The organism is Lachnospira multipara ATCC 19207, from assembly GCF_000424105.1.
In the GTDB taxonomy this organism is placed as follows: Bacteria; Bacillota; Clostridia; order Lachnospirales; family Lachnospiraceae; genus Lachnospira; species Lachnospira multipara.
The window spans coordinates 317,645-336,112 of sequence record NZ_AUJG01000001.1 but is presented as its reverse complement, the minus strand read 5'-3'; the positions used below and the strand labels follow the sequence as shown (position 1 = coordinate 336,112).

Annotated in this window: 17 protein-coding genes; 1 reads left to right on the top strand and 16 read right to left on the bottom strand. The window is 34.2% G+C overall.

Annotated elements, in window-relative coordinates:
* Position 1 precedes the first annotated feature (1 nt).
* The gene (locus G600_RS0101460; RefSeq protein ID WP_027430343.1) at positions 2-3,277 is read right to left on the bottom strand and encodes a PD-(D/E)XK nuclease family protein; all 3,276 of its coding nucleotides are present in this window, start codon (positions 3,275-3,277) and stop codon (positions 2-4) included.
* Positions 3,278-3,503: 226 nt separating this feature from the next.
* Here G600_RS0101460 and G600_RS13425 point away from each other — a divergent pair, with 226 nt between their 5' ends.
* Positions 3,504-4,394, top strand: a complete 891-nt coding sequence (locus tag G600_RS13425) for an ion transporter (protein ID WP_155885913.1) — start codon at positions 3,504-3,506, stop codon at positions 4,392-4,394.
* A gap of 57 nt (positions 4,395-4,451) precedes the next feature.
* Here G600_RS13425 and G600_RS0101450 read toward each other — a convergent pair whose 3' ends face one another.
* From G600_RS0101450 to G600_RS0101380, 15 genes are all read right to left on the bottom strand, one after another.
* Positions 4,452-5,768 carry an MATE family efflux transporter gene (locus G600_RS0101450; RefSeq protein WP_027430342.1) on the bottom strand — a complete coding sequence of 439 codons (1,317 nt, stop codon included), beginning with the start codon at positions 5,766-5,768 and terminating at the stop codon, positions 4,452-4,454.
* Positions 5,769-5,962: 194 nt separating this feature from the next.
* Positions 5,963-7,243 carry a histidine--tRNA ligase gene (gene hisS / locus G600_RS0101445; protein WP_027430341.1) on the bottom strand — a complete coding sequence of 427 codons (1,281 nt, stop codon included), beginning with the start codon at positions 7,241-7,243 and terminating at the stop codon, positions 5,963-5,965.
* 187 nt (positions 7,244-7,430) lie between these two features.
* Positions 7,431-7,769 carry a hypothetical protein gene (locus tag G600_RS0101440; protein WP_027430340.1) on the bottom strand — a complete coding sequence of 113 codons (339 nt, stop codon included), beginning with the start codon at positions 7,767-7,769 and terminating at the stop codon, positions 7,431-7,433.
* 135 nt (positions 7,770-7,904) lie between these two features.
* Positions 7,905-8,435, bottom strand: a complete 531-nt coding sequence (locus G600_RS0101435; RefSeq protein ID WP_027430339.1) for a hypothetical protein — start codon at positions 8,433-8,435, stop codon at positions 7,905-7,907.
* Positions 8,422-9,090 carry an ATP-binding cassette domain-containing protein gene (locus G600_RS0101430; RefSeq protein WP_027430338.1) on the bottom strand — a complete coding sequence of 223 codons (669 nt, stop codon included), beginning with the start codon at positions 9,088-9,090 and terminating at the stop codon, positions 8,422-8,424. Before G600_RS0101430 ends, G600_RS0101435 begins: the two co-directional genes overlap by 14 nt.
* Positions 9,091-9,176: 86 nt before the next feature.
* On the bottom strand, positions 9,177-9,551 hold the full coding sequence (locus G600_RS0101425) for a GntR family transcriptional regulator (protein ID WP_051195304.1): 375 nt from the start codon (positions 9,549-9,551) through the stop codon (positions 9,177-9,179).
* Between the two features lie 10 nt (positions 9,552-9,561).
* Positions 9,562-10,215: a hypothetical protein gene (locus G600_RS0101420; protein ID WP_027430336.1), complete on the bottom strand. Its 654-nt coding sequence runs from the start codon at positions 10,213-10,215 to the stop codon at positions 9,562-9,564.
* Entirely contained in the window at positions 10,215-11,072 is an 858-nt protein-coding gene (locus G600_RS0101415; RefSeq protein ID WP_027430335.1) for an ABC transporter ATP-binding protein, read from the bottom strand. The genes G600_RS0101420 and G600_RS0101415 overlap by 1 nt, the downstream gene beginning before the upstream one ends.
* Before the next feature lie 840 nt (positions 11,073-11,912).
* Positions 11,913-13,190 carry a phosphoribosylamine--glycine ligase gene (gene purD, locus G600_RS0101410; protein WP_027430334.1) on the bottom strand — a complete coding sequence of 426 codons (1,278 nt, stop codon included), beginning with the start codon at positions 13,188-13,190 and terminating at the stop codon, positions 11,913-11,915.
* Between the two features lie 83 nt (positions 13,191-13,273).
* A complete protein-coding gene (purN, locus tag G600_RS0101405) occupies positions 13,274-13,864 on the bottom strand; it encodes a phosphoribosylglycinamide formyltransferase (protein WP_027430333.1) in 591 nt (196 codons plus the stop codon).
* On the bottom strand, positions 13,858-14,883 hold the full coding sequence (gene purM / locus G600_RS0101400; RefSeq protein ID WP_027430332.1) for a phosphoribosylformylglycinamidine cyclo-ligase: 1,026 nt from the start codon (positions 14,881-14,883) through the stop codon (positions 13,858-13,860). Before purM ends, purN begins: the two co-directional genes overlap by 7 nt.
* A 153-nt stretch (positions 14,884-15,036) precedes the next feature.
* Positions 15,037-15,543, bottom strand: coding sequence for a 5-(carboxyamino)imidazole ribonucleotide mutase (gene purE, locus G600_RS0101395; protein WP_027430331.1), 507 nt, complete (start codon positions 15,541-15,543; stop codon positions 15,037-15,039).
* A gap of 201 nt (positions 15,544-15,744) precedes the next feature.
* On the bottom strand, positions 15,745-17,109 hold the full coding sequence (locus G600_RS0101390) for a sensor histidine kinase (protein WP_027430330.1): 1,365 nt from the start codon (positions 17,107-17,109) through the stop codon (positions 15,745-15,747).
* 3 nt (positions 17,110-17,112) lie between these two features.
* The gene (locus G600_RS0101385; RefSeq protein ID WP_027430329.1) at positions 17,113-17,820 is read right to left on the bottom strand and encodes a response regulator transcription factor; all 708 of its coding nucleotides are present in this window, start codon (positions 17,818-17,820) and stop codon (positions 17,113-17,115) included.
* Between the two features lie 60 nt (positions 17,821-17,880).
* Entirely contained in the window at positions 17,881-18,420 is a 540-nt protein-coding gene (locus tag G600_RS0101380) for a UBA domain-containing protein (protein WP_027430328.1), read from the bottom strand.
* Positions 18,421-18,468: the final 48 nt, after the last annotated feature.

The window sequence follows — 18,468 nt, the reverse complement described above, 5'->3', positions numbered from 1 at the left end:
GTTATTCCTCACCTTCCTCTTCGCTAATTTCCCCAAGTGTGGTCTTTATGTTATGCCATATAATCTTATCCTCTAGATTAGCAAGTCTTCTAAATCCCTTCTTGGATAAATCAGCACTAAATCCACAAATACTCTTATAAGGGCAGTAATCACAACCTGTTTTTTTACCCTTTATATATGGGTTTATCTCAATATTACCCTCTATAATTTCATTAGCCTTCCTTATATTCTCCTTAACAGTATAATCAGAAAGCATCTCCAACTGCCTTGTAGACATTACCTTACTAGCCTTAGCAAGAGTTCCGTCAGTTTTAAGCTTTATAGGAATAGATTTAGCTTCCTTCTTATCTGTCATATCCTCCATAAGATTATAGACATGTTCATTATCATTAACTAAGCCCTTCATCTTAAGTTCCTGCAATATAGCCTCATCTATTTCATCACTATCATCTGGATTAGCTTCAACAATAGGATTGTCCACATTCAAGTAAAGAATACCTGCAGGCACGTAATTTTTCTTGTGATATCTTCTTTTTTCAAGTTCAATAGCCTCTCTAAGATAAGTTATAAGCTGTATCTTAAGTCCATAATACATAGATAATAAGTCAAGATCTTGCTTACCTGACTTATAATCAACTACCCTAACATAGAGATTATCTTCATCTTCACAAATATCAACTCTATCAATCTTACCATTCATCTTAAAGCTAACATCCTTTGGCATAGATTCCACATCTGTTAAAAATTTAGCTTCTAACATATCAGGCTTAAATAGTCCTGATTCAAGATGCTTTCCAATTGTCCAAACTGATCTGTCAATAATATCTGTCATTCGCTTAATTAGATATTCACTTCTCTTAGTATCTGTAAGTAAAGATTTAGCATTTTCATCAATTGCAGCCTCCATACCCTTCTTAACTAACTGTGCTCTCTCTTCATCACTTATATTAGAAAAAGACATCTTATTCTTAATAATTTCTGATGAAATGTGTTCTAGGGCTGAGTGAATAATTGTACCAAAATCCTTAATTTCAAAAGAATATTCTTCTCTTTCCTGTAACCCTAGGCCATAACGAAGAAAATATGCGTAGTGACATCTTTCATAATCTTCAAAGGATGTTACACTTCCCCTAAGTTCCTTACCATATAAGCTTAAGGCCTTAGCTGCAGCTATTGTATCAATAATACCTTCATCATCAAAACTCAATTCGGATTTAGGAAATGTAAGATAAAAATCACCTATACTTTCCTCTCCACCATAAATAACATCTAACTTAGGGTACAGCTTCTTAAGTGTTCGTATCATATATGATGGTAAAATTGACTTTCCTTCTGTATCCTTATTGGCATAGCTTATATAAAGCTTCTTAGATGCCTTTGTTAGGAACAAATATAAATAATAACGCTGAACAAAAGCCTTCTCCTGATTAGTTGGAGATAGCTTTACATCCATACTTTCTAAACTTCTTCTATCCGTTTCAGATAAAATACTTCTTGAATCAGATCTTGCAGGAACAAGTCCATCATTAACTCCAAGGAAAAATAATACCTTAACATCATCAAGTCTTGTTCTATTAATATCACCAATTACAACACAGTCATTACTTGGTGGAATAAGACCAATTTTTATTTCTTCAAAGCCTGAATCAAGAATCTTAACATATTCTCCTAGGCTTACTTTCTCAGTTCCAAGTAGTTCCACTAGTTTATCAAAAAGATCCATTACCAAAGCATAAACCTTCTCAAATTCATCAGCTAAATCACTATCTGCGCCTAAGTTAATAATCTTCTCTTCACTATTAAGCATACATAGGAAATCATAAAGAGCGAGGGTTAATTTATGTACATTTCCTTCAGCTTTCCTAAAATCTTCCTTTAATTTAGCAAGTGGTGTAACTATCCTTTCTCTTAGGTTATTAAGCTTTTCAAGGTCTGTCTCGTTAATATGTCCTCTAAATTTCCTTGTCCAAGGATTCATCCATTTCTTATTACCTTTAATTCCAACAGCTCTAATGTAATTATCAATTAAATCAATATCATCAACTGAAAGGTCAGTCATAGAAGTTCTTAAATAGCGCATAACCGCATCATAACTAAAGTTCTTAGTTACAATTTCTAGGGCAGCACGAATAAACTCAACTAAAGGATTAGATGTAACATGTCTCTTATAGTCAAGGAAATATGGTATGCTATTTTGTTCAAGGATATTAGCTGTAAGTTTTCCATATCTTTCCATATCAGAAGTAACTATAGCTATATCTGAATATCTAAATCCAGACAATCTAGTAAGCTTTAAAATCTCATTAGTCGCATAATGAATCTCATCCTTAGGATAATTGCCAGAATAAATAACTAAGTCCTTAACATCTTCCTTATAACGTGTCCATTTTTTTCTAAAGAGGTTGGCCTCTAAAAAGGCTAATTCCTTATTCTCTTTAAATCTATAATTATCCTCTAGTTTAATATCCTCTAACATTTCAATATGCTCTTCATCACAAATCTTTCGTAGTTCAAAGGCACATTCCTTAGTCATAAAGAAGATATTCTCCATGCCAGTATCTACATTAGTCTTCTCTCTTACGTCTGCTGTAAGTGTTAAATAAATCATATCCGTAACTTCAAGAAGTATTCTAATAAGCCTATACTGCACTGGTGTAAAACCTGTAAAGCCATCTAGAACAATAGTAGAATTCTTTAACATCTTAGAATCTATGGCTACCCTTGCTAATACATCAAGAATTTCTTCGTTAGTGATATAAGAATTATCTATAAATTTCTTAAAGCCGTTGTAGATTAAATCTATATCTTCAAGCTTATATGAAAGAACTGTATTATCCTTGAAGTCTTCCTTTATCTTAGCTAATCTTTCCTTATCAATATCATATTGTAAAAGCTCAGAAATTACGGACTTCATCTGTTCTGTAAAACCTGTGTTACTTGTATTACTAGCAAAATAGCACATCTTAGACTTATTCTGCTCTAAAACTCTTCTTATAATTAAATTCTTACCTGTATCATCAAGAATAGGAAAATTAACTCCTCCAACCTCTTCAAAGACCTTAAAAGCTAGTCTTTGGAAAGATACAACATCAATATTCAAAATACCCTTATGAGGATGTAATTCTACCACTCTCTTCTGTATAGCCATTGTGTACTGTTCTGGTACAACAATTATATAGTTCTTATCTGGATTCTTAATTGATTCATCTATTATCTTCTTATAAATAAATGTTGACTTACCGGCACCTGAACCGCCAAAAATAAGCTGTAACGCCATAATTCCTCCCTATTAATAATTAGAATTCCTTTCTCAAAAATTATACCATAACAAGATGTTAATAGAAAGTATGTTCGAAATATTTTTTAACTTGTCTATTATTTACAAAAGTACGCTCTTAATTATTAGTTGCATTTTTCCGATATAATCTCTAGAGAATTGGGTTCGTGATTAATTAGATAATTTATTAGACACTTATAGAAGAGATTTATAATGGGGGATAATTATGAAAACTATCACTTCAAGCAAAATTCATATAATTCGAGAGAACATTTTCTATGCTATTGAACCAACCGTTACGGATAATACATCAAAACTTAATCTTTATGATTGGATTATGCTGATTTCAATAATTCTTGGTATTGTGCCACTAGCCTTTAAGTACTCGACTCCAAGGCTTAGTGTACTTGATAAAACTGTTGCTGGCATTTTTATATTTGATTATGTCTTAAGATTTTCTACCGCTGATTTTAAATTTAATGAATTTAAGATCAGATCATTTTTAAGATATCCTTTTACAATTAATGCAATTATTGACCTTGTTACCATACTTCCAGCCTTTACTTTTCTTAGTAACAATCTAAAATTGTTACGTATCTTTAGATTTTCAAGACTCCTTAGAATCTTTAGAATCTTTAGATATTCAAGAACTATTCGTCTTGTTAAAAATGTACTTAAAAATCAAAAAGGTGCCCTTGCTTCTGTCTTTACATTAGCTGTAGCCTATATTCTAATTTCAGCTACTCTAATTTTTAATCTTGAACCTGATAGTTTCGAGGACTTTTTTGATGCTGTTTACTGGTCTTGTCTTACTCTTACAACTGTAGGTTACGGAGACATCTATCCTATAACCAATCTTGGTAGACTTATTGCTATGATTAGTTCCTTCTTTGGCATTGCCATGGTTGCCATGCCAAGTGGTATTATTACAGCTGGAATTATGAATGAATTGAATAAGGAAAAAGCCCACGAAGAAGAGGATGAATTTGAAAAACTTAAGGAGTCCCTTCTTAATGGTACTTATAATGCTGAAGAATATGAGAAAGTACATGAAAAATATGAAATTAAAAAAAGCGGTTGGGGATACATTTTCCATAAGCTCTTTAGTAGGTATTGAAAAAATAAGACATGCCATATGTTCTATGACATGTCCTATTTAAGCTGATATGCTTTTTTATTTTATCACCAACTTCTTTCTTAGCATCAACACAACATAAATAGCTACAATAAATTCAGCCACTGGAATTGCAATCCAGACACCATTAATTCCAAAAATAATTGGAAGTAACATAACTAATAGTCCATTTACAAAGAAACCTCTAGCTAGGGAAACTACTAGGGATACCCTTAATCTATTAACCGCCTGGAAATAGTAGGTTGAAGCTATGTTAAACATAAGGAAAATTAAATCTAGGCAGTAAAGTCTAATTGCCCCTGCACCTATTGCGTAAACTTCGGCAGTTGGCTTCATATATAATCTAAGTAATGCATTAGGGAAAAGCATTGCAATTATACAAAAGAAAATTCCACCAACTAAGGCAGTTATTAGCATTACTCGTCTTGCTTCTATTACACGCTTAGCATTTCCTGCACCATAATTAGTTGAAATAATAGCCTGTCCTGACTCACCTACTGCATAACTTGCTGACTGAACTGCTGTTACATATGAGCTAATTACACCATAAACTGCCAGGGCTGTTTCTCCTGAATAGCGCATAATCTGGTTATTTACAAGGATTGTTACAACGCCAATAGCAATATCTACAATAAAGGTTGCGCTACCTGTAGAAACTACCTGTCTTATTCTCTTTCCTAATTTTAAATCTTTAAAGTTTAGTCTTAGCTTACATTTTTTTGAAAAAATGTGACACAATAATATTATTATACAAATTAGCTGACCTATTGCTGTTGCAAGGCTAGCGCCAAGAATTCCCATATCAAGGCCAAAAACAAAATAAATGTCTCCAAATACGTTAAATACACCACCTGCAATTACAGCAACTGTTGTAATGAAAGGCTTTCCATCTACTCTTACAAGGGGTATTAACATTTGCCCAATCACAAAAAGTGGAGATGCAAAGGCTATGTAAAAACAGTACTTAGTCGATAAATCAAGAACTGCGCCTCGACCTCCCGATAAATAAAGTAATTCTCTTGCCCAAAGGTTATATACTATAAAAATAATTGCTGAGGCAATCACTGATAATATCACTGATGTAGTAAAATATTTATTAGACTCTTCAAATTTCCCGGCACCTCTTCGCTGTGCTAATAGCACCGAACCACCTATGCCAAAGCAAATTCCAAGAGCAAACATAATTGACCACATAGGCATAAAATTAGCTACAGCCGCAGTACCATTAGGACCCTCATATCTTCCAATTACAATCGTATCAACTAAAGCATAAATTGAAACAATAAGAGCACTACCAAAAGCAGCTGCTAAGTACTTAAAATAAATCTTGCTTATTTTTTCTGTTAATAAATCCATACATTACCTCTCATAATTAAATCTCATAACTAAAATTTATTCTCTTATCCAATGTTAAGCTTAAAAAAAGCGCCGGAAAAGAATAACAGAATCAATCTGTCATCTTATCCGACGCATAATCTTCCTTTACACATCCTCCGATGAACAATAACTATTATACATAATTATTTTTTTATAGCAAGACTTATTTAATTCTACTTTTCCTCGCCAAAGAAACTGATATCTTCGCCATTGCTTACATTTACAAAGCCCTTATATCCTCTTTCTTCAAGCTTTCCAAGGAACTTACCCATCTTCTTAGGCTTAAGATAAAGTGAACAACTCTTACCTTCTTCTCTGTATTTTTCAGCAATCTTATAAGCCTTAACAACTTCGCCATCATCATACATAATTGCAATTCTTTCTGGACGAGACTTAGCGTCTACGCCATTTTCCATAAGAATTGAGAAAATTCTTTCAAAACCGATAGAGAAACCAACTGCACTAACCTGCTGACCTAAGAACTTACCAATAAGGTTATCATAACGGCCACCACCTGCAATAGCTCCCTTAAAGTCAATGCTTTCTACTTCAAATACTGTACCTGTGTAATATCCCTGACCTCTAACTAAAGATAAATCAAATACTACATCAAAGGCGTTTTCATCTCCTGCAGTCATTTCTTTAACTGTGTTAATGATGTACTTTAAGCTATCAGCTGGTGTCTTATCCTCTAAGATTGCCTCAACTGATTCAAGACTGATTTCTGAAGGTGATGAAACTCCTGTTAAGAAGTCAGTAAACTTAGTGATTGCAGCCTCATCAAAAGCCTTCTCTACTAATTCAGCCTTAACTCCATCAAGTCCGATCTTATCCATCTTATCAAATGTAATACATACACTATCTAATTCTTCTTCCTTAAATCCACAATTTGAAAGGAAGGCTCTAAGTAATCTTCTATCGTTAATCTTAACCTTGAAGTTCTTCATACCGATTCTCTTTAAAGCCTTAGTTGTTGTAAGAATAAGCTCAACTTCTGAATCTCTTGAATCAGAACCAATGATATCAATATCACACTGAACAAATTCTCTTAAACGACCTTTCTGTGGTCTTTCAGCTCTATAAACTCTATCCATCTGGATACACTTCATTGGAAGTGATAACTTATCCTTATTATTAGCAAAATATCTGCTTAAAGGAAGTGTTAAATCATATCTAAGACCCATATCTGCAAGTACGTTCTCGTTCTTAGATGTAACACCTGAAGCAATAGCCTTATCAAGCTTATCGCCTCTCTTCATAATCTTAAAAATAAGATTTAAGTTATCTCCACCCTCTGACTTATCAAGATTCTCAATATCTTCAATAGCTGGTGTTGTAATATGTTCAAATCCGTTAGCAACGTATGTATTAAGAATTTCACTCTGTAAATAATCTCTAATTTCCACTTCATTAGGTAGGTAATCGTTAGTACCCTTAACTGATGTAATCTTCATATTTCGGATCCTTTCTTATTTCGTCTATACTTTTTATTATCGCCTAGTCCTATATATTCTACAACAAAGCTCTTAAGATTACTAGACTTAATTTATCGTGGTAGCAAACTAAATTATTTCTTGTCATTATTTATATTCATGTTTTAAAAAATAAGGCTAATTTGAAAATCTCAAATTAGCCTTATTTTTATTTCCATTCTTTAATCAATTCTTTTAAATCCGGAATAATATTAGCATAAGCTCTTGTAAATCCAATTATAACATCATCCGAATAAGGTACTCCTAAATTGGATGGATGAACTTCCTCTATAATTTTTCTACAATCTTCTAGTTTTAGTGTTTTACCATCTTCAATTGTATCTGATGCCAATTTACAAAACTTTATTTGCATTAATTCCTTTTCCTCAATAGAGAATCCCATCTTAATACAAAAATTACTTACAGATATGGGATTAACTGTACTGGCGCCTAAAAATTCTAGAATTTCGTCTATTGAATTTTTTAATAACTTATAATTATCGTCCATTTTCATGTTTCTCCTCATATTCTTTCATTATAGTCTAGTCCTATATATCCTACAACAAAGCTCTTAAGATTTCTAGACTTAATTTATCGTGGTAGCAAACTAAATTATTTAGCAAATACAAACATAAGTCAATATTTATGCTGTTCTAGCAATTAAAATATAATCCAAAATTTCTGCAAGCATTTGCAGCACAATCATAAGAAGATATACTAATAACCTCATAGGATAAAAATGTAAAGTACCTACTAAGACAAAAAAACCTAATATCAAAAATAATACTAAAGAAGTCCATACTATAAACTTTACATGATAATAAAAACAAAGCTTATAATAATTCTTTAAACTAAATGGAGATAACAATATTAACTGACTAATCATGGTAATTTTATATAATCTTAATTGCTGAGCCCGAGAATTATTGTTATGAAATAAAACTCTTTTGTCGTTATTAAAAAATGTTTTCCCTAAATAAAAAAATACAAATACAATGACTATAATGCTATTTAATTCTTCTTGTGTGCCAACATAAAAGAGCATAAAAAAAATAAAAATGCTAGTAAATACATAGGCTAATAATTTTTGCAAGCCTCTATAACTATAATCTTTATTCACTTCTTGTATTAAATCATCAATTTCACACATTTCCTCATTTTTAAAGATATTCATAACCCTTCTCCTCTATAGTTTCTTTAAATTCGCCAAAAACTCCATCTTTAATTACTGCGAAGAAATCAGTATTTCTCTTTATTTCTTCATAATCATGACTTGTTAATAAAACAGTTAATCCATCCACTAGTCCTTCTCTAATTAGGTCATACATTTCCTTTTTGAAAACTGCATCAAGTCCTGCGCTTGCTTCATCCATAATTAACAATTCCGCCTTGTGGGCAAATGCAAAGGCTAACTGGGCTTTAATCTTTTCACCTCTAGAATAATCCATATAATTAGTGTTTAAATTAATTCCTAATTTTTTTGTCATTTCTTCCCAGATTTCCTTATCAAAATCACTATAAGCAATAGAAAAAAGTCTAGCATTTTCAGCCATACTTCTATCATCTATAAAGCTAAAATCTTCAGAGATATAGCCTATTTTTTCCATTACAGATCTTCTATTCTTCTTTATATCAAATCCAGAAAATAAAACATCTCCCTTATATGGCCAATTTTCAAAATATATTGATTTTAAAAGAGTAGATTTACCTGCACCATTTTTACCAACCAAGCCATAAACATAGCCTTTTTCAAGGGCAAAATTTATATTTTCTAATTTGAATTTCTTATTTTTTACAGTTACATTTTTAAGTTCAAGTATCTTATTCATAATATCCTATCCTTTTATGCTAATTTATCCATGTCCTTTTTATTCAATCAGACACTTATAATCTTGTCCATTTTATTCAAAGTCCCTTAGTCATAAAGTGCCTTTATCATCTCAATAAAATCCTCTAGACTTAGTCCTGCAGCCTTAGCTTCAGCTATGACCTCTTGTGACATTTTCTCAATAATCATTAACTGCTTCTCTTTTAAATAGTCTGTATTGTATTCGCAAACGTAAAAGCCCTTACCTGCCACTGACCTTACAAGCCCTTCCTTTTCAAGTTCTTCATAGGCTCTTTTTGTTGTAATAACGCTTACGCCTAAATCTGCGGCAAGGCGTCTAATTGAAGGTAGCGCCTCATTTGCCTTTAAATCCCCTGAAACTATGGCATTCTTTAACTGCATCACTATCTGCTCATAAATTGCAAGAGTGCCCTGGGGATATATCTTTATTGTCAAATCCATATATTCACCTCTACTTAGCCTTTTTTATTTCTTTATAAGTCATGGCATAATCAAATTCTTCTATTATTTTTTTCTTACAGCTATAAGCCATTGGAATAATGAAAACACACATTATAAGCCACATAAACGCATGCACCATTATTCTTGTTTCATAAAACATATCCACCTCAATTAGTTGAGTTATAAAACATGCTACAACCACCATTACAAATCTTACGGAAACATATTCATTAAAGCCCTTTGGTATAATCATAAAGCTTAAGATTATTACATTTAATAGCATAAAAGCTGCTGTAAAAATGTTTACTCTAGCCATTATTAAAACAAGGCATAAAGGAATAATTCCTATAATTAAATGTATCATTACAGTAAATAAATAGTTAGATACTATGGTTTTTCTTCTTTCTTCTAATGTCATTGGCAAAAGATAAAATACCTTGTCATAGTTTATTTTATGAAAAAACATAGAAACTACAATTAAAAACATGGGTAATAGCACCCCTAATAAACCTATAAACACTGAGTTTGAAAAAAATTCATCACCATGATCATTTATTCTATCTATAACTATGATTAGCCATATAAAGCAAATTCCAAGGCCACGGTCATTTATTATTTTTCTTAATTTAAAAGCTGATAAATACACTCTTAATCTATCTTTCATTATGCTACCTCCTTAGTGTAAAAATACATAAAGTCTTCTATTGTTGCCGGACTAAATTCTAAGTGATTCATGTATCTTTCATCTAAATCCTTATTAATTAAATCCATATCAAACATAGCCCTTGTAGAATATTTATTTACATCCTTAGATATTAGTGCTTCCTTCGTTAATCTATCTATATAGAATTCTTCTCCTACTGCTAACTTATACTTATCTCTAAAGCTTTCTAAATCTCCCATAAAGACTTTCTTTCCTTCATGTATGAATAATAAATAATCTCCTAATCTATCTATTTCAGAAGTTATATGAGTTGCAAATATTACTGTATGTTTACCATCTGACATTAACTTATTTATTTCTTCATGAAATGCCTTCTTAAATTCTGGATCAAAGTTAGCCGTTGGCTCATCGAGAATTAAATATTTAGGCCTTGTACTAATTGCAAATGCAAACTGTACTTTTAACTTCTCACCTCTTGATAACTTATCAATAGCAATATTAGGATTAACTCTATACTTATTCAGTAAGCACAAGAAACTAGTCATATTAAATCCTGTATAATATCTCCCATAAATAAGGCCATTTTCCTTAGCTGTACAATAGCCATCTAATAAACCATCTTCAGATACTAAGGCGATTCTAGCATATATAGCTTTATCATCTTTCCCATATTCTAAGCCATCTATTACTACTTTGCCCTCATCCGGACTCATTAAACCTGTTATTAAATTAAACAAGCTTGTCTTACCAGAACCATTCCTACCAATAAGTCCACATATATATCCTTCAGGGATTTCAAGAGACATATTAAGTTCCATAGCACCAAGCTTCTTCTTTAAATCCTTAATTTCTATCATATAAACTCCTTCTTGTTTGTGTAGTAGTATTGCAGCAAATGCAGCAAGATCTAACAGCTGTATTCGCTGTGTACATCTACTGTATATATAAATATATACACTCTATAAACAGATATGTCAAGGGGATTGGGGAAATTGATTTTTTAGATATGTGGAGGGATGGCGGCCTACCCTCTCCCTCTTCCATATGTCGTCAATAACTGTTCTTTATCTTTTTTATTCAAAAGGTTTCTTAAGTATTACCGGCAAAGCATTATTTTTCTTCAGTTGACTGTATGAAAGAAAGTTTAAGATTTTTAAGTCCTACAGGTAAATCCACAAGAATTCTTATTTGATCGTATTGGCCTATAGGACCTTTCGGTTCACTATACAGTCAATCCTTTAAAACCCGCAAATTAACTGTATTCTTTCAGTACTAATTAGCAAGTTAGATTAGTTCCTCTACAATCAACTTGCTTATTTTTTAGAATTACCCGTAACTTATTAAATTCTTTTTAGCAGCCCACTACAGTTATATTTACTTTTTTCTTTCTTTACCCGTAACTGTTAAAAAATTAAAGCAAGTTTGATACCCCCAATTCTATAAATATAGCCAATTGACTGCATCACCCCAAAACAACAACTTCCTCAATACAGGTAAAAGGGGAAACTCGCTAAATTACCTGCAGAAACCCCCACCAAATCCCACCACAATAGTCCCCACAACAAACCCCACCATACTCTCCGCCCCCACTAGGCCTCAAACAAGTCCCACCACAACAAAAAAAGAGTGACTGCCAAGCAGTCACTCTTCCCACAAGCCCTAAACGTCTGCAATACTCACACGTCCAAAAGCCTTTATTACATATTCTCTACAGCCTTAGCTATATCAGTTCTCATGTACTTGTTCTCAAACTCAACCCACTCAGTTGCCTCATAAGCCTTACGTCTAGCTTCCTTAAGGCTACTGCCAAGAGCTGTTACGCCAAGAACTCTACCACCGTTTGTAACGATCTTACCTTCTTCATTAAACTTAGTTCCAGCGTGGAATAGGATGTAGTCATCCTTTCCTTCAAACTTCTCCATACCCTTGATTTCAAAGCCCTTCTCGTATGATACTGGATAACCATCAGAAGCTAATACAACACAAACACAAGCATCATCAACAAATTCTAAGTCAATCTTATCAAGTGTTCCGTCAATACAAGCCTCAAATACATCAACAATATCATTCTTCATTCTTGGAAGTACAACCTGAGCTTCTGGATCACCAAATCTAGCATTGTACTCTAATACTCTTGGTCCCTTTGGTGTAAGCATAAGACCAAAGAAGATAACTCCCTTGAATTCTCTGCCTTCCTTAGCCATAGCATCTACAGTTGCCTGATATACATACTTCTTGCAGAAGTCATCAACTTCATCTGTATAGAAAGGTGATGGACAGAAGTTACCCATACCACCTGTATTTAAGCCTTCATCATTATCTTTAGCTCTCTTGTGGTCTTGAGCTGAAGCCATAATCTTAATAGTCTTACCATCTACGAAAGAAAGAACTGAAACTTCACGACCTGTCATGAATTCTTCAATTACAATTCTATCGCCTGCTGAACCAAACTTCTTATCAAGCATAAGTTCATCAACACCAGCTAGAGCCTCTTCCTTAGTTTCACAGATTAAAACTCCCTTACCTAAAGCCAAGCCATCAGCCTTAAGTACGATTGGGAATTCTGCCTCTTCTTCTAAGTATTTCTTAGCTGCGTCTGCTGAATTAAATGTTTCATAAGCAGCTGTTGGAATATTGTATTTCTTCATTAAGTCCTTAGAAAATGCCTTGCTACCCTCAAGGATTGCTGCATTCTTTCTAGGTCCGAAAACTCTAAGTCCTTCCTTCTCAAATTCATCAACAATACCGCCAACTAAAGGATCATCCATACCAATAACTGTAAGGTCAATTTCCTTCTCCTTAGCAAAAGCTACTAGCTTTTCAAATTCCATAGCCTTAATATCAACGCATTCTGCAACACTTGCAATACCTGCATTTCCTGGTGCACAGTAAATCTTATCAACCTTAGCACTCTTAGATAATTTCCAACAAATTGCATGCTCTCTTCCGCCGCTACCTACAACTAAAACCTTCATAATTTTTCCTTCCCAAAATCCAATTTTAAAATAGGGGTCAAAGGCCAAAAGCCTTTGGCCCCGTAAATTAACCTAAGCACAGGTTAACTATTCAAAGCTATCTTATTAATTGCTGCTGGAAGTAACTTCCATTCAGCCTCTTCCATTATTCTTCTTTGTAAAGTTTCTGGAGTATCATCTTCCTTAACCTCAACGGCCTTTTGGAAAATAATTTCTCCTGTGTCCATGCCTTCATCTACGTAATGAACTGTTGCACCTGAAACCTTAACTCCCTTAGCAAGAGCTGCTTCATGAACCTTAAGTCCATAGTAACCTACTCCACAAAATGATGGAATAAGTGATGGATGAATGTTAATGATTCTATGAGAAAATTCATGAACCATCTTTTCTGGAATTCTAACTAAGAAACCAGCAAGTACTACTAAATCAGTTTCAAGCTCCTTAACCTTAGCTAAAAGTGTATCGTTAAAGATTTCTCTTGATTCATAGTCCTTAGGAGAAATGCAAAAGCTAGGAATACCTGCTTTCTTTGCTCTCTCTAGGGCATAAGCTCCTGCATTATTAGAAATAACACCCACAAGCTTAGTATTCTTAATTGTTCCATTATTAACTGAATCTATAATTGCCTGAAGATTAGTTCCGCCACCTGAAACTAAGACAGTTACTCTTAGCATACAGTAACTCCCTTCTCTCCTTCTTCAATCTGACCGATTACATAAGCTTCTTCACCTGCTGCCTTTAAAGCCTCTAATGTCTTATCTGCATCAGCTGGATCTACTGCAAGAACCATACCAATACCCATGTTGAATGTGTTATACATCATCTTTTCTTCGATGTCACCGTCATTTTGAAGCATCTTAAAGATTGCTGGTACTTCATAAGAATCCTTCTTAACTACAGCTCTTACACCATCGTGAAGCATTCTTGGGATATTTTCATAGAAACCGCCACCAGTAATATGAGAACAGCCCTTAATCTTAACGCCTGCTGCCTTAACGCTCTTTAAAGCCTTAACATAAATCTTAGTTGGAGCAATTAATGCTTCTCCTAATGTCTTACCAAGTGAGTCATAGTATGTGTTAAGAGATTCCTCTGTAATTGTAAATACTGAACGTACAAGTGAGAAACCGTTTGAGTGAACACCGCTTGATGTAATACCAATAAGTGTATCACCAGCCTTAATGTCCTTACCTGTAATTAAATCCTTCTCATCAACGATACCAACTGCAAAACCAGCTAAATCGTATTCATCAACTGGATAGAAACCTGGCATTTCAGCTGTTTCACCACCAATAAGTGCACATTCTGACTGAAGACATCCCTCAGCAACACCCTTAACGATAGTAGCAATCTTTTCAGGTTCGTTCTTACCACAAGCTACATAGTCAAGGAAGAATAAAGGTTCTCCACCTGCACAAGCAATATCGTTAACACACATAGCAACACAGTCAATACCTACTGTATCATGCTTATCAAGTGTGAAAGCAATCTTAAGCTTTGTACCAACACCATCTGTACCTGAAACTAATGTAGGCTTTTCCATTCCCTTGAACTTCTCTAAAGAAAATGCTCCTGAGAAACCACCAAGACCACCAAGTACCTCAGGTCTCATTGTCTTAGCAACGTGCTCCTTCATAAGCTCTACTGCCTTGTAACCTGCCTCAATATCAACACCAGACTTTTTGTAATCCATTTTCATACCTCATTCTTTATAAATAATTTTTTATTTGCCTAAGCTTTAAGCAAATGTGTCTATCATTCACACAAATCTCTTTGTGTAAATTACCTTTTAAATTGCCAACTGTAATCTACCATAAATTACTTATTATAAATCACTTATCGTAAATTACTTTGTGTAATTCTTATATCCTACTTCCTGTAGTTTAGCGTCTTTAGCCTGAACGCCTTCCTTCATTTCTTTAGTATAATCTTTTAACTTTGATAATAATTGTGAATCAGATGTAGCTAAGATCTTAGCAGCGAGAATGCCTGCATTAGCACCACCATTAATTGCAACAGTTGCAACTGGAATGCCTGAAGGCATCTGTACGATTGAATATAGCGAATCTCTTCCTCCGAGAGAAGTTGTATGCATTGGGATACCAATAACTGGCATAGGGAAAATAGCCGCGCACATACCCGGTAAATGAGCTGCCATACCTGCTCCTGCAATAATTACTTTAAATCCTTTCTCCTCTGCAGTCTTTGCGTAATCAAAAAATACGTCAGGTTCTCTGTGGGCTGAGATAATTGTCATCTCATATGAAATGCCGAACTTCTCAAGGATGTCTGCTGCCTTAGCCATAACAGGCATATCAGAATCACTACCCATGACAATTCCAACTAATGCCATAGTCTTCGTTCCTCCTAATTTTTATAAAATTTATCGTCTAAATGACAAAATATGGTGTTTTGTGATTTTGTTAATAAATCTTGCGGATTATCAAAACCTCAAAACACCATAATATTTTACTTGCTTTTACAATGACCGTCAAGGTAAAACCCGGGGCATTATCTGATTATTTGCAATCAATTTCAATCAAAGTCAAGACAACTAAGGAAAGCTTATCATAAACCTAGTTCCAAACTCTTCTCTTGAAAGGACATCAATCCTGCCCTCATGGGCATCCACTATCCACTTTGCTATAGAAAGACCAAGTCCTGTGCCGCCAGTTTCCGAATTTCTAACCCCATCAGTTCTATAAAATCTCTCAAAGATATGTCCAACTTCACTAGCCTTCATGCCAATTCCCTCATCCTGAATTAAGAAACCCTTAAAGGCCGTTTCTGCATTTTCATAATAGGAAAGCCTAATAGTTGAGCCCTCCCCTGAGTACTTGGTCGCATTAGATAAGAAGATTCTAGCCGCCTGCTTTAGCATGCCATAATCTCCATTATATTTGTGAAAATGTGTCTCATAAAGCCTATCTCTTGCTTCATCACTAAGGCCATCAGCCCTTGCTAGCACTTCCTCTATAGCCTCACAGTTATCTAATTTGTACTGATGTTTTTCATCTATCATAAGAGACTCTTCCCAAAGATCGTGTAACATTTCCTCAAAGAAGAAATCTCGCCTGTTTAGGCTATTTCTGCCACTATCACCTCTTGCAAGGAAGAGAAGCTGCTCAATAAGTTCCTTCATGTGTTCTGACTCATTTTTTAGAGCCTCCACCGCTTCATTTAGTATCTCTGGATCGTCTTTGCCCCATCTATCAAGCATATTTACATAGCCCTGAATTACTGCGATTGGAGTTCTAAGCTCATGAGAGGCATCCGATACAAATCGCACCTGACTTTTCTTTGCTTCCTGAATCTTAGTAATCAAACTATTTAAAGCTATCTCTAAGCTCTCAAGATCTTTGTCGCCTGTTTTTATAGATGTAACCGACTCATCTGCCTGCATTAGCACCTTTTCTAGATGTTCAAGACTATCAACATTCGTTCCATTTGCCAAAGCCTCCGCCTTAATAGCCAGCTCGTTAAAGGGCCTAAGGGACTTTCTAATTCTTCTTGTATTAAGAGTCATCTGGAAAATGTAAATAAGCTCCGCTACTAGACAAACACATGCCATCAAACGAAATGGATTGTAAAAATCCCTAATGTAATAGCGGTACTCTTTAGTTCCTCTGTCATCGTTAAAAGTTACATTTACATATAAATAAGCACTATTATAGAAGTTTCCACTATCATCCCTATTAATCCTAATGGCATTAACTTCCTGCTCGTAGTTTGTCACCCTGTTAACCACATCGTAGACATTTAGCTCTGAAGCCTCTAGGCAAGTGTAAATAAATACAAAAAAACTGACTACAAGGATAGCGATATCCATGATAATTAGATGTTTAAGCGAGTGTAGCCATATTTTCCAATTTATCTTTCTTGCAATAGATGTGGTCTTTTTATTCTTCTCATTTTCCATATTTTATTCCTTTATTGCGTAACCCACGCCGCGAATGGTCTGGATTAGCTTTATCTGGTATTTATCATCAATTTTTGTTCTTAGGTAACGGACATAGACATCAATTATGTTAGTTTCCCCCATATAGTCGTATCCGCAGACTTTATTTAGAAGCTGTTCACGGTTTAGGACGATATTTTTATTTTCCATAAGAGTCCTTAAGAGCTCAAACTCCCTATTGGTAAGCTCCACAACATCCCCTTTTACCAAAACCTCGTGTCTTGGCACGCTTAAATCTACTCCTTTTATTGAAAATGTAACATCTAGGTCTTTTTTTGCATGTCCCGTATTTGTCACATTTTCAGAAAGACTATTGTGCTTAAGGCTTACACGAATTCTTGCTAGCAGTTCTTCAATAGCAAAGGGCTTTGTTATGTAGTCATCGGCTCCTGCATCAAGGCCTGAAACCTTGTCCATTACTGCATCTCTAGCAGTTAACATAATCACAGGAGTTTTAATATTGTTAGCTCTTATGCGGCGCAAAACCTCAAGGCCATTAAGGCCTGGCAACATAATGTCTAGTAAAATTAAATTGAAATTGCCTGTAAGCGCCTTCTCAAGCCCTTCTCTGCCATCCATTGAGGAATCCACCTCATAGCCTTCATGTTTTAATTCTAGCTCCACAAATCGAGCAATCTTTACTTCATCTTCTATAATTAGCAACTTACTCATAATCAAAACCCTTTTCTAATCTGTTTACTATATATTTATCAATTATCAATTACTTGTTAATTACTTGTTGATATTCTTCTTAAAATCATCCACACCATCAGCCATTTTGTCGCATACATCATTTATGTCTACTTTTTCTGAATTTAACCCAACAAAACTGTATCTACACTCTAAAAATAAGCCAATGATTAGAACTGGAACGAAAAACCAGAAACCTAAAATCATTAATACTAAGAAGAAAAATAGTGGGATCTTTGCAAGTTCTGTCCCGTGTCTTTTAACTAAGAGGCAAATCTTAAAGCTCTTATCTACAATTTTCTTAGTCCAGTTAAAGAAACTTGATAATATGTCACTAAATTTTTCTTCCTTAACTGACTTCTCATAATTTGCTTGTGCCTTAGCAAATTTCTCATCTGTTTCATTACCACCTGGAAAGCTTGTATAACTTGCTGTGTAACTATTCTTAATCTTACCTTCCTTTTCAAGTAGACAGATGGCATCTAAGATGTCGTCGTTGCACTGATCAAGGGCATTTTTAGCATCCTCGTAACTAACCCCTGTCTTTTCAATTATCTTTTCAACTTTCTCTAACTTATCCATAATGATATCTCCTTTATTCTATAATTAATTTTAATATTCCCTAGAAGT

Excerpts from the sequence above, each read along its gene's own strand:
- G600_RS0101460 (WP_027430343.1), bottom strand. The coding sequence starts at position 3,277 with ATGGCGTTACAGCTTATTTTTGGCGGTTCAGGTGCCGGTAAGTCAACA.
- G600_RS13425 (WP_155885913.1), top strand. The coding sequence starts at position 3,504 with ATGAAAACTATCACTTCAAGCAAAATTCATATAATTCGAGAGAACATT.
- G600_RS0101450 (WP_027430342.1), bottom strand. The coding sequence starts at position 5,768 with ATGGATTTATTAACAGAAAAAATAAGCAAGATTTATTTTAAGTACTTA.
- hisS (WP_027430341.1), bottom strand. The coding sequence starts at position 7,243 with ATGAAGATTACATCAGTTAAGGGTACTAACGATTACCTACCTAATGAA.
- G600_RS0101440 (WP_027430340.1), bottom strand. The coding sequence starts at position 7,769 with ATGGACGATAATTATAAGTTATTAAAAAATTCAATAGACGAAATTCTA.
- G600_RS0101435 (WP_027430339.1), bottom strand. The coding sequence starts at position 8,435 with ATGAATATCTTTAAAAATGAGGAAATGTGTGAAATTGATGATTTAATA.
- G600_RS0101430 (WP_027430338.1), bottom strand. The coding sequence starts at position 9,090 with ATGAATAAGATACTTGAACTTAAAAATGTAACTGTAAAAAATAAGAAA.
- G600_RS0101425 (WP_051195304.1), bottom strand. The coding sequence starts at position 9,551 with ATGGATTTGACAATAAAGATATATCCCCAGGGCACTCTTGCAATTTAT.
- G600_RS0101420 (WP_027430336.1), bottom strand. The coding sequence starts at position 10,215 with ATGAAAGATAGATTAAGAGTGTATTTATCAGCTTTTAAATTAAGAAAA.
- G600_RS0101415 (WP_027430335.1), bottom strand. The coding sequence starts at position 11,072 with ATGATAGAAATTAAGGATTTAAAGAAGAAGCTTGGTGCTATGGAACTT.
- purD (WP_027430334.1), bottom strand. The coding sequence starts at position 13,190 with ATGAAGGTTTTAGTTGTAGGTAGCGGCGGAAGAGAGCATGCAATTTGT.
- purN (WP_027430333.1), bottom strand. The coding sequence starts at position 13,864 with ATGCTAAGAGTAACTGTCTTAGTTTCAGGTGGCGGAACTAATCTTCAG.
- purM (WP_027430332.1), bottom strand. The coding sequence starts at position 14,883 with ATGGATTACAAAAAGTCTGGTGTTGATATTGAGGCAGGTTACAAGGCA.
- purE (WP_027430331.1), bottom strand. The coding sequence starts at position 15,543 with ATGGCATTAGTTGGAATTGTCATGGGTAGTGATTCTGATATGCCTGTT.
- G600_RS0101390 (WP_027430330.1), bottom strand. The coding sequence starts at position 17,109 with ATGGAAAATGAGAAGAATAAAAAGACCACATCTATTGCAAGAAAGATA.
- G600_RS0101385 (WP_027430329.1), bottom strand. The coding sequence starts at position 17,820 with ATGAGTAAGTTGCTAATTATAGAAGATGAAGTAAAGATTGCTCGATTT.
- G600_RS0101380 (WP_027430328.1), bottom strand. The coding sequence starts at position 18,420 with ATGGATAAGTTAGAGAAAGTTGAAAAGATAATTGAAAAGACAGGGGTT.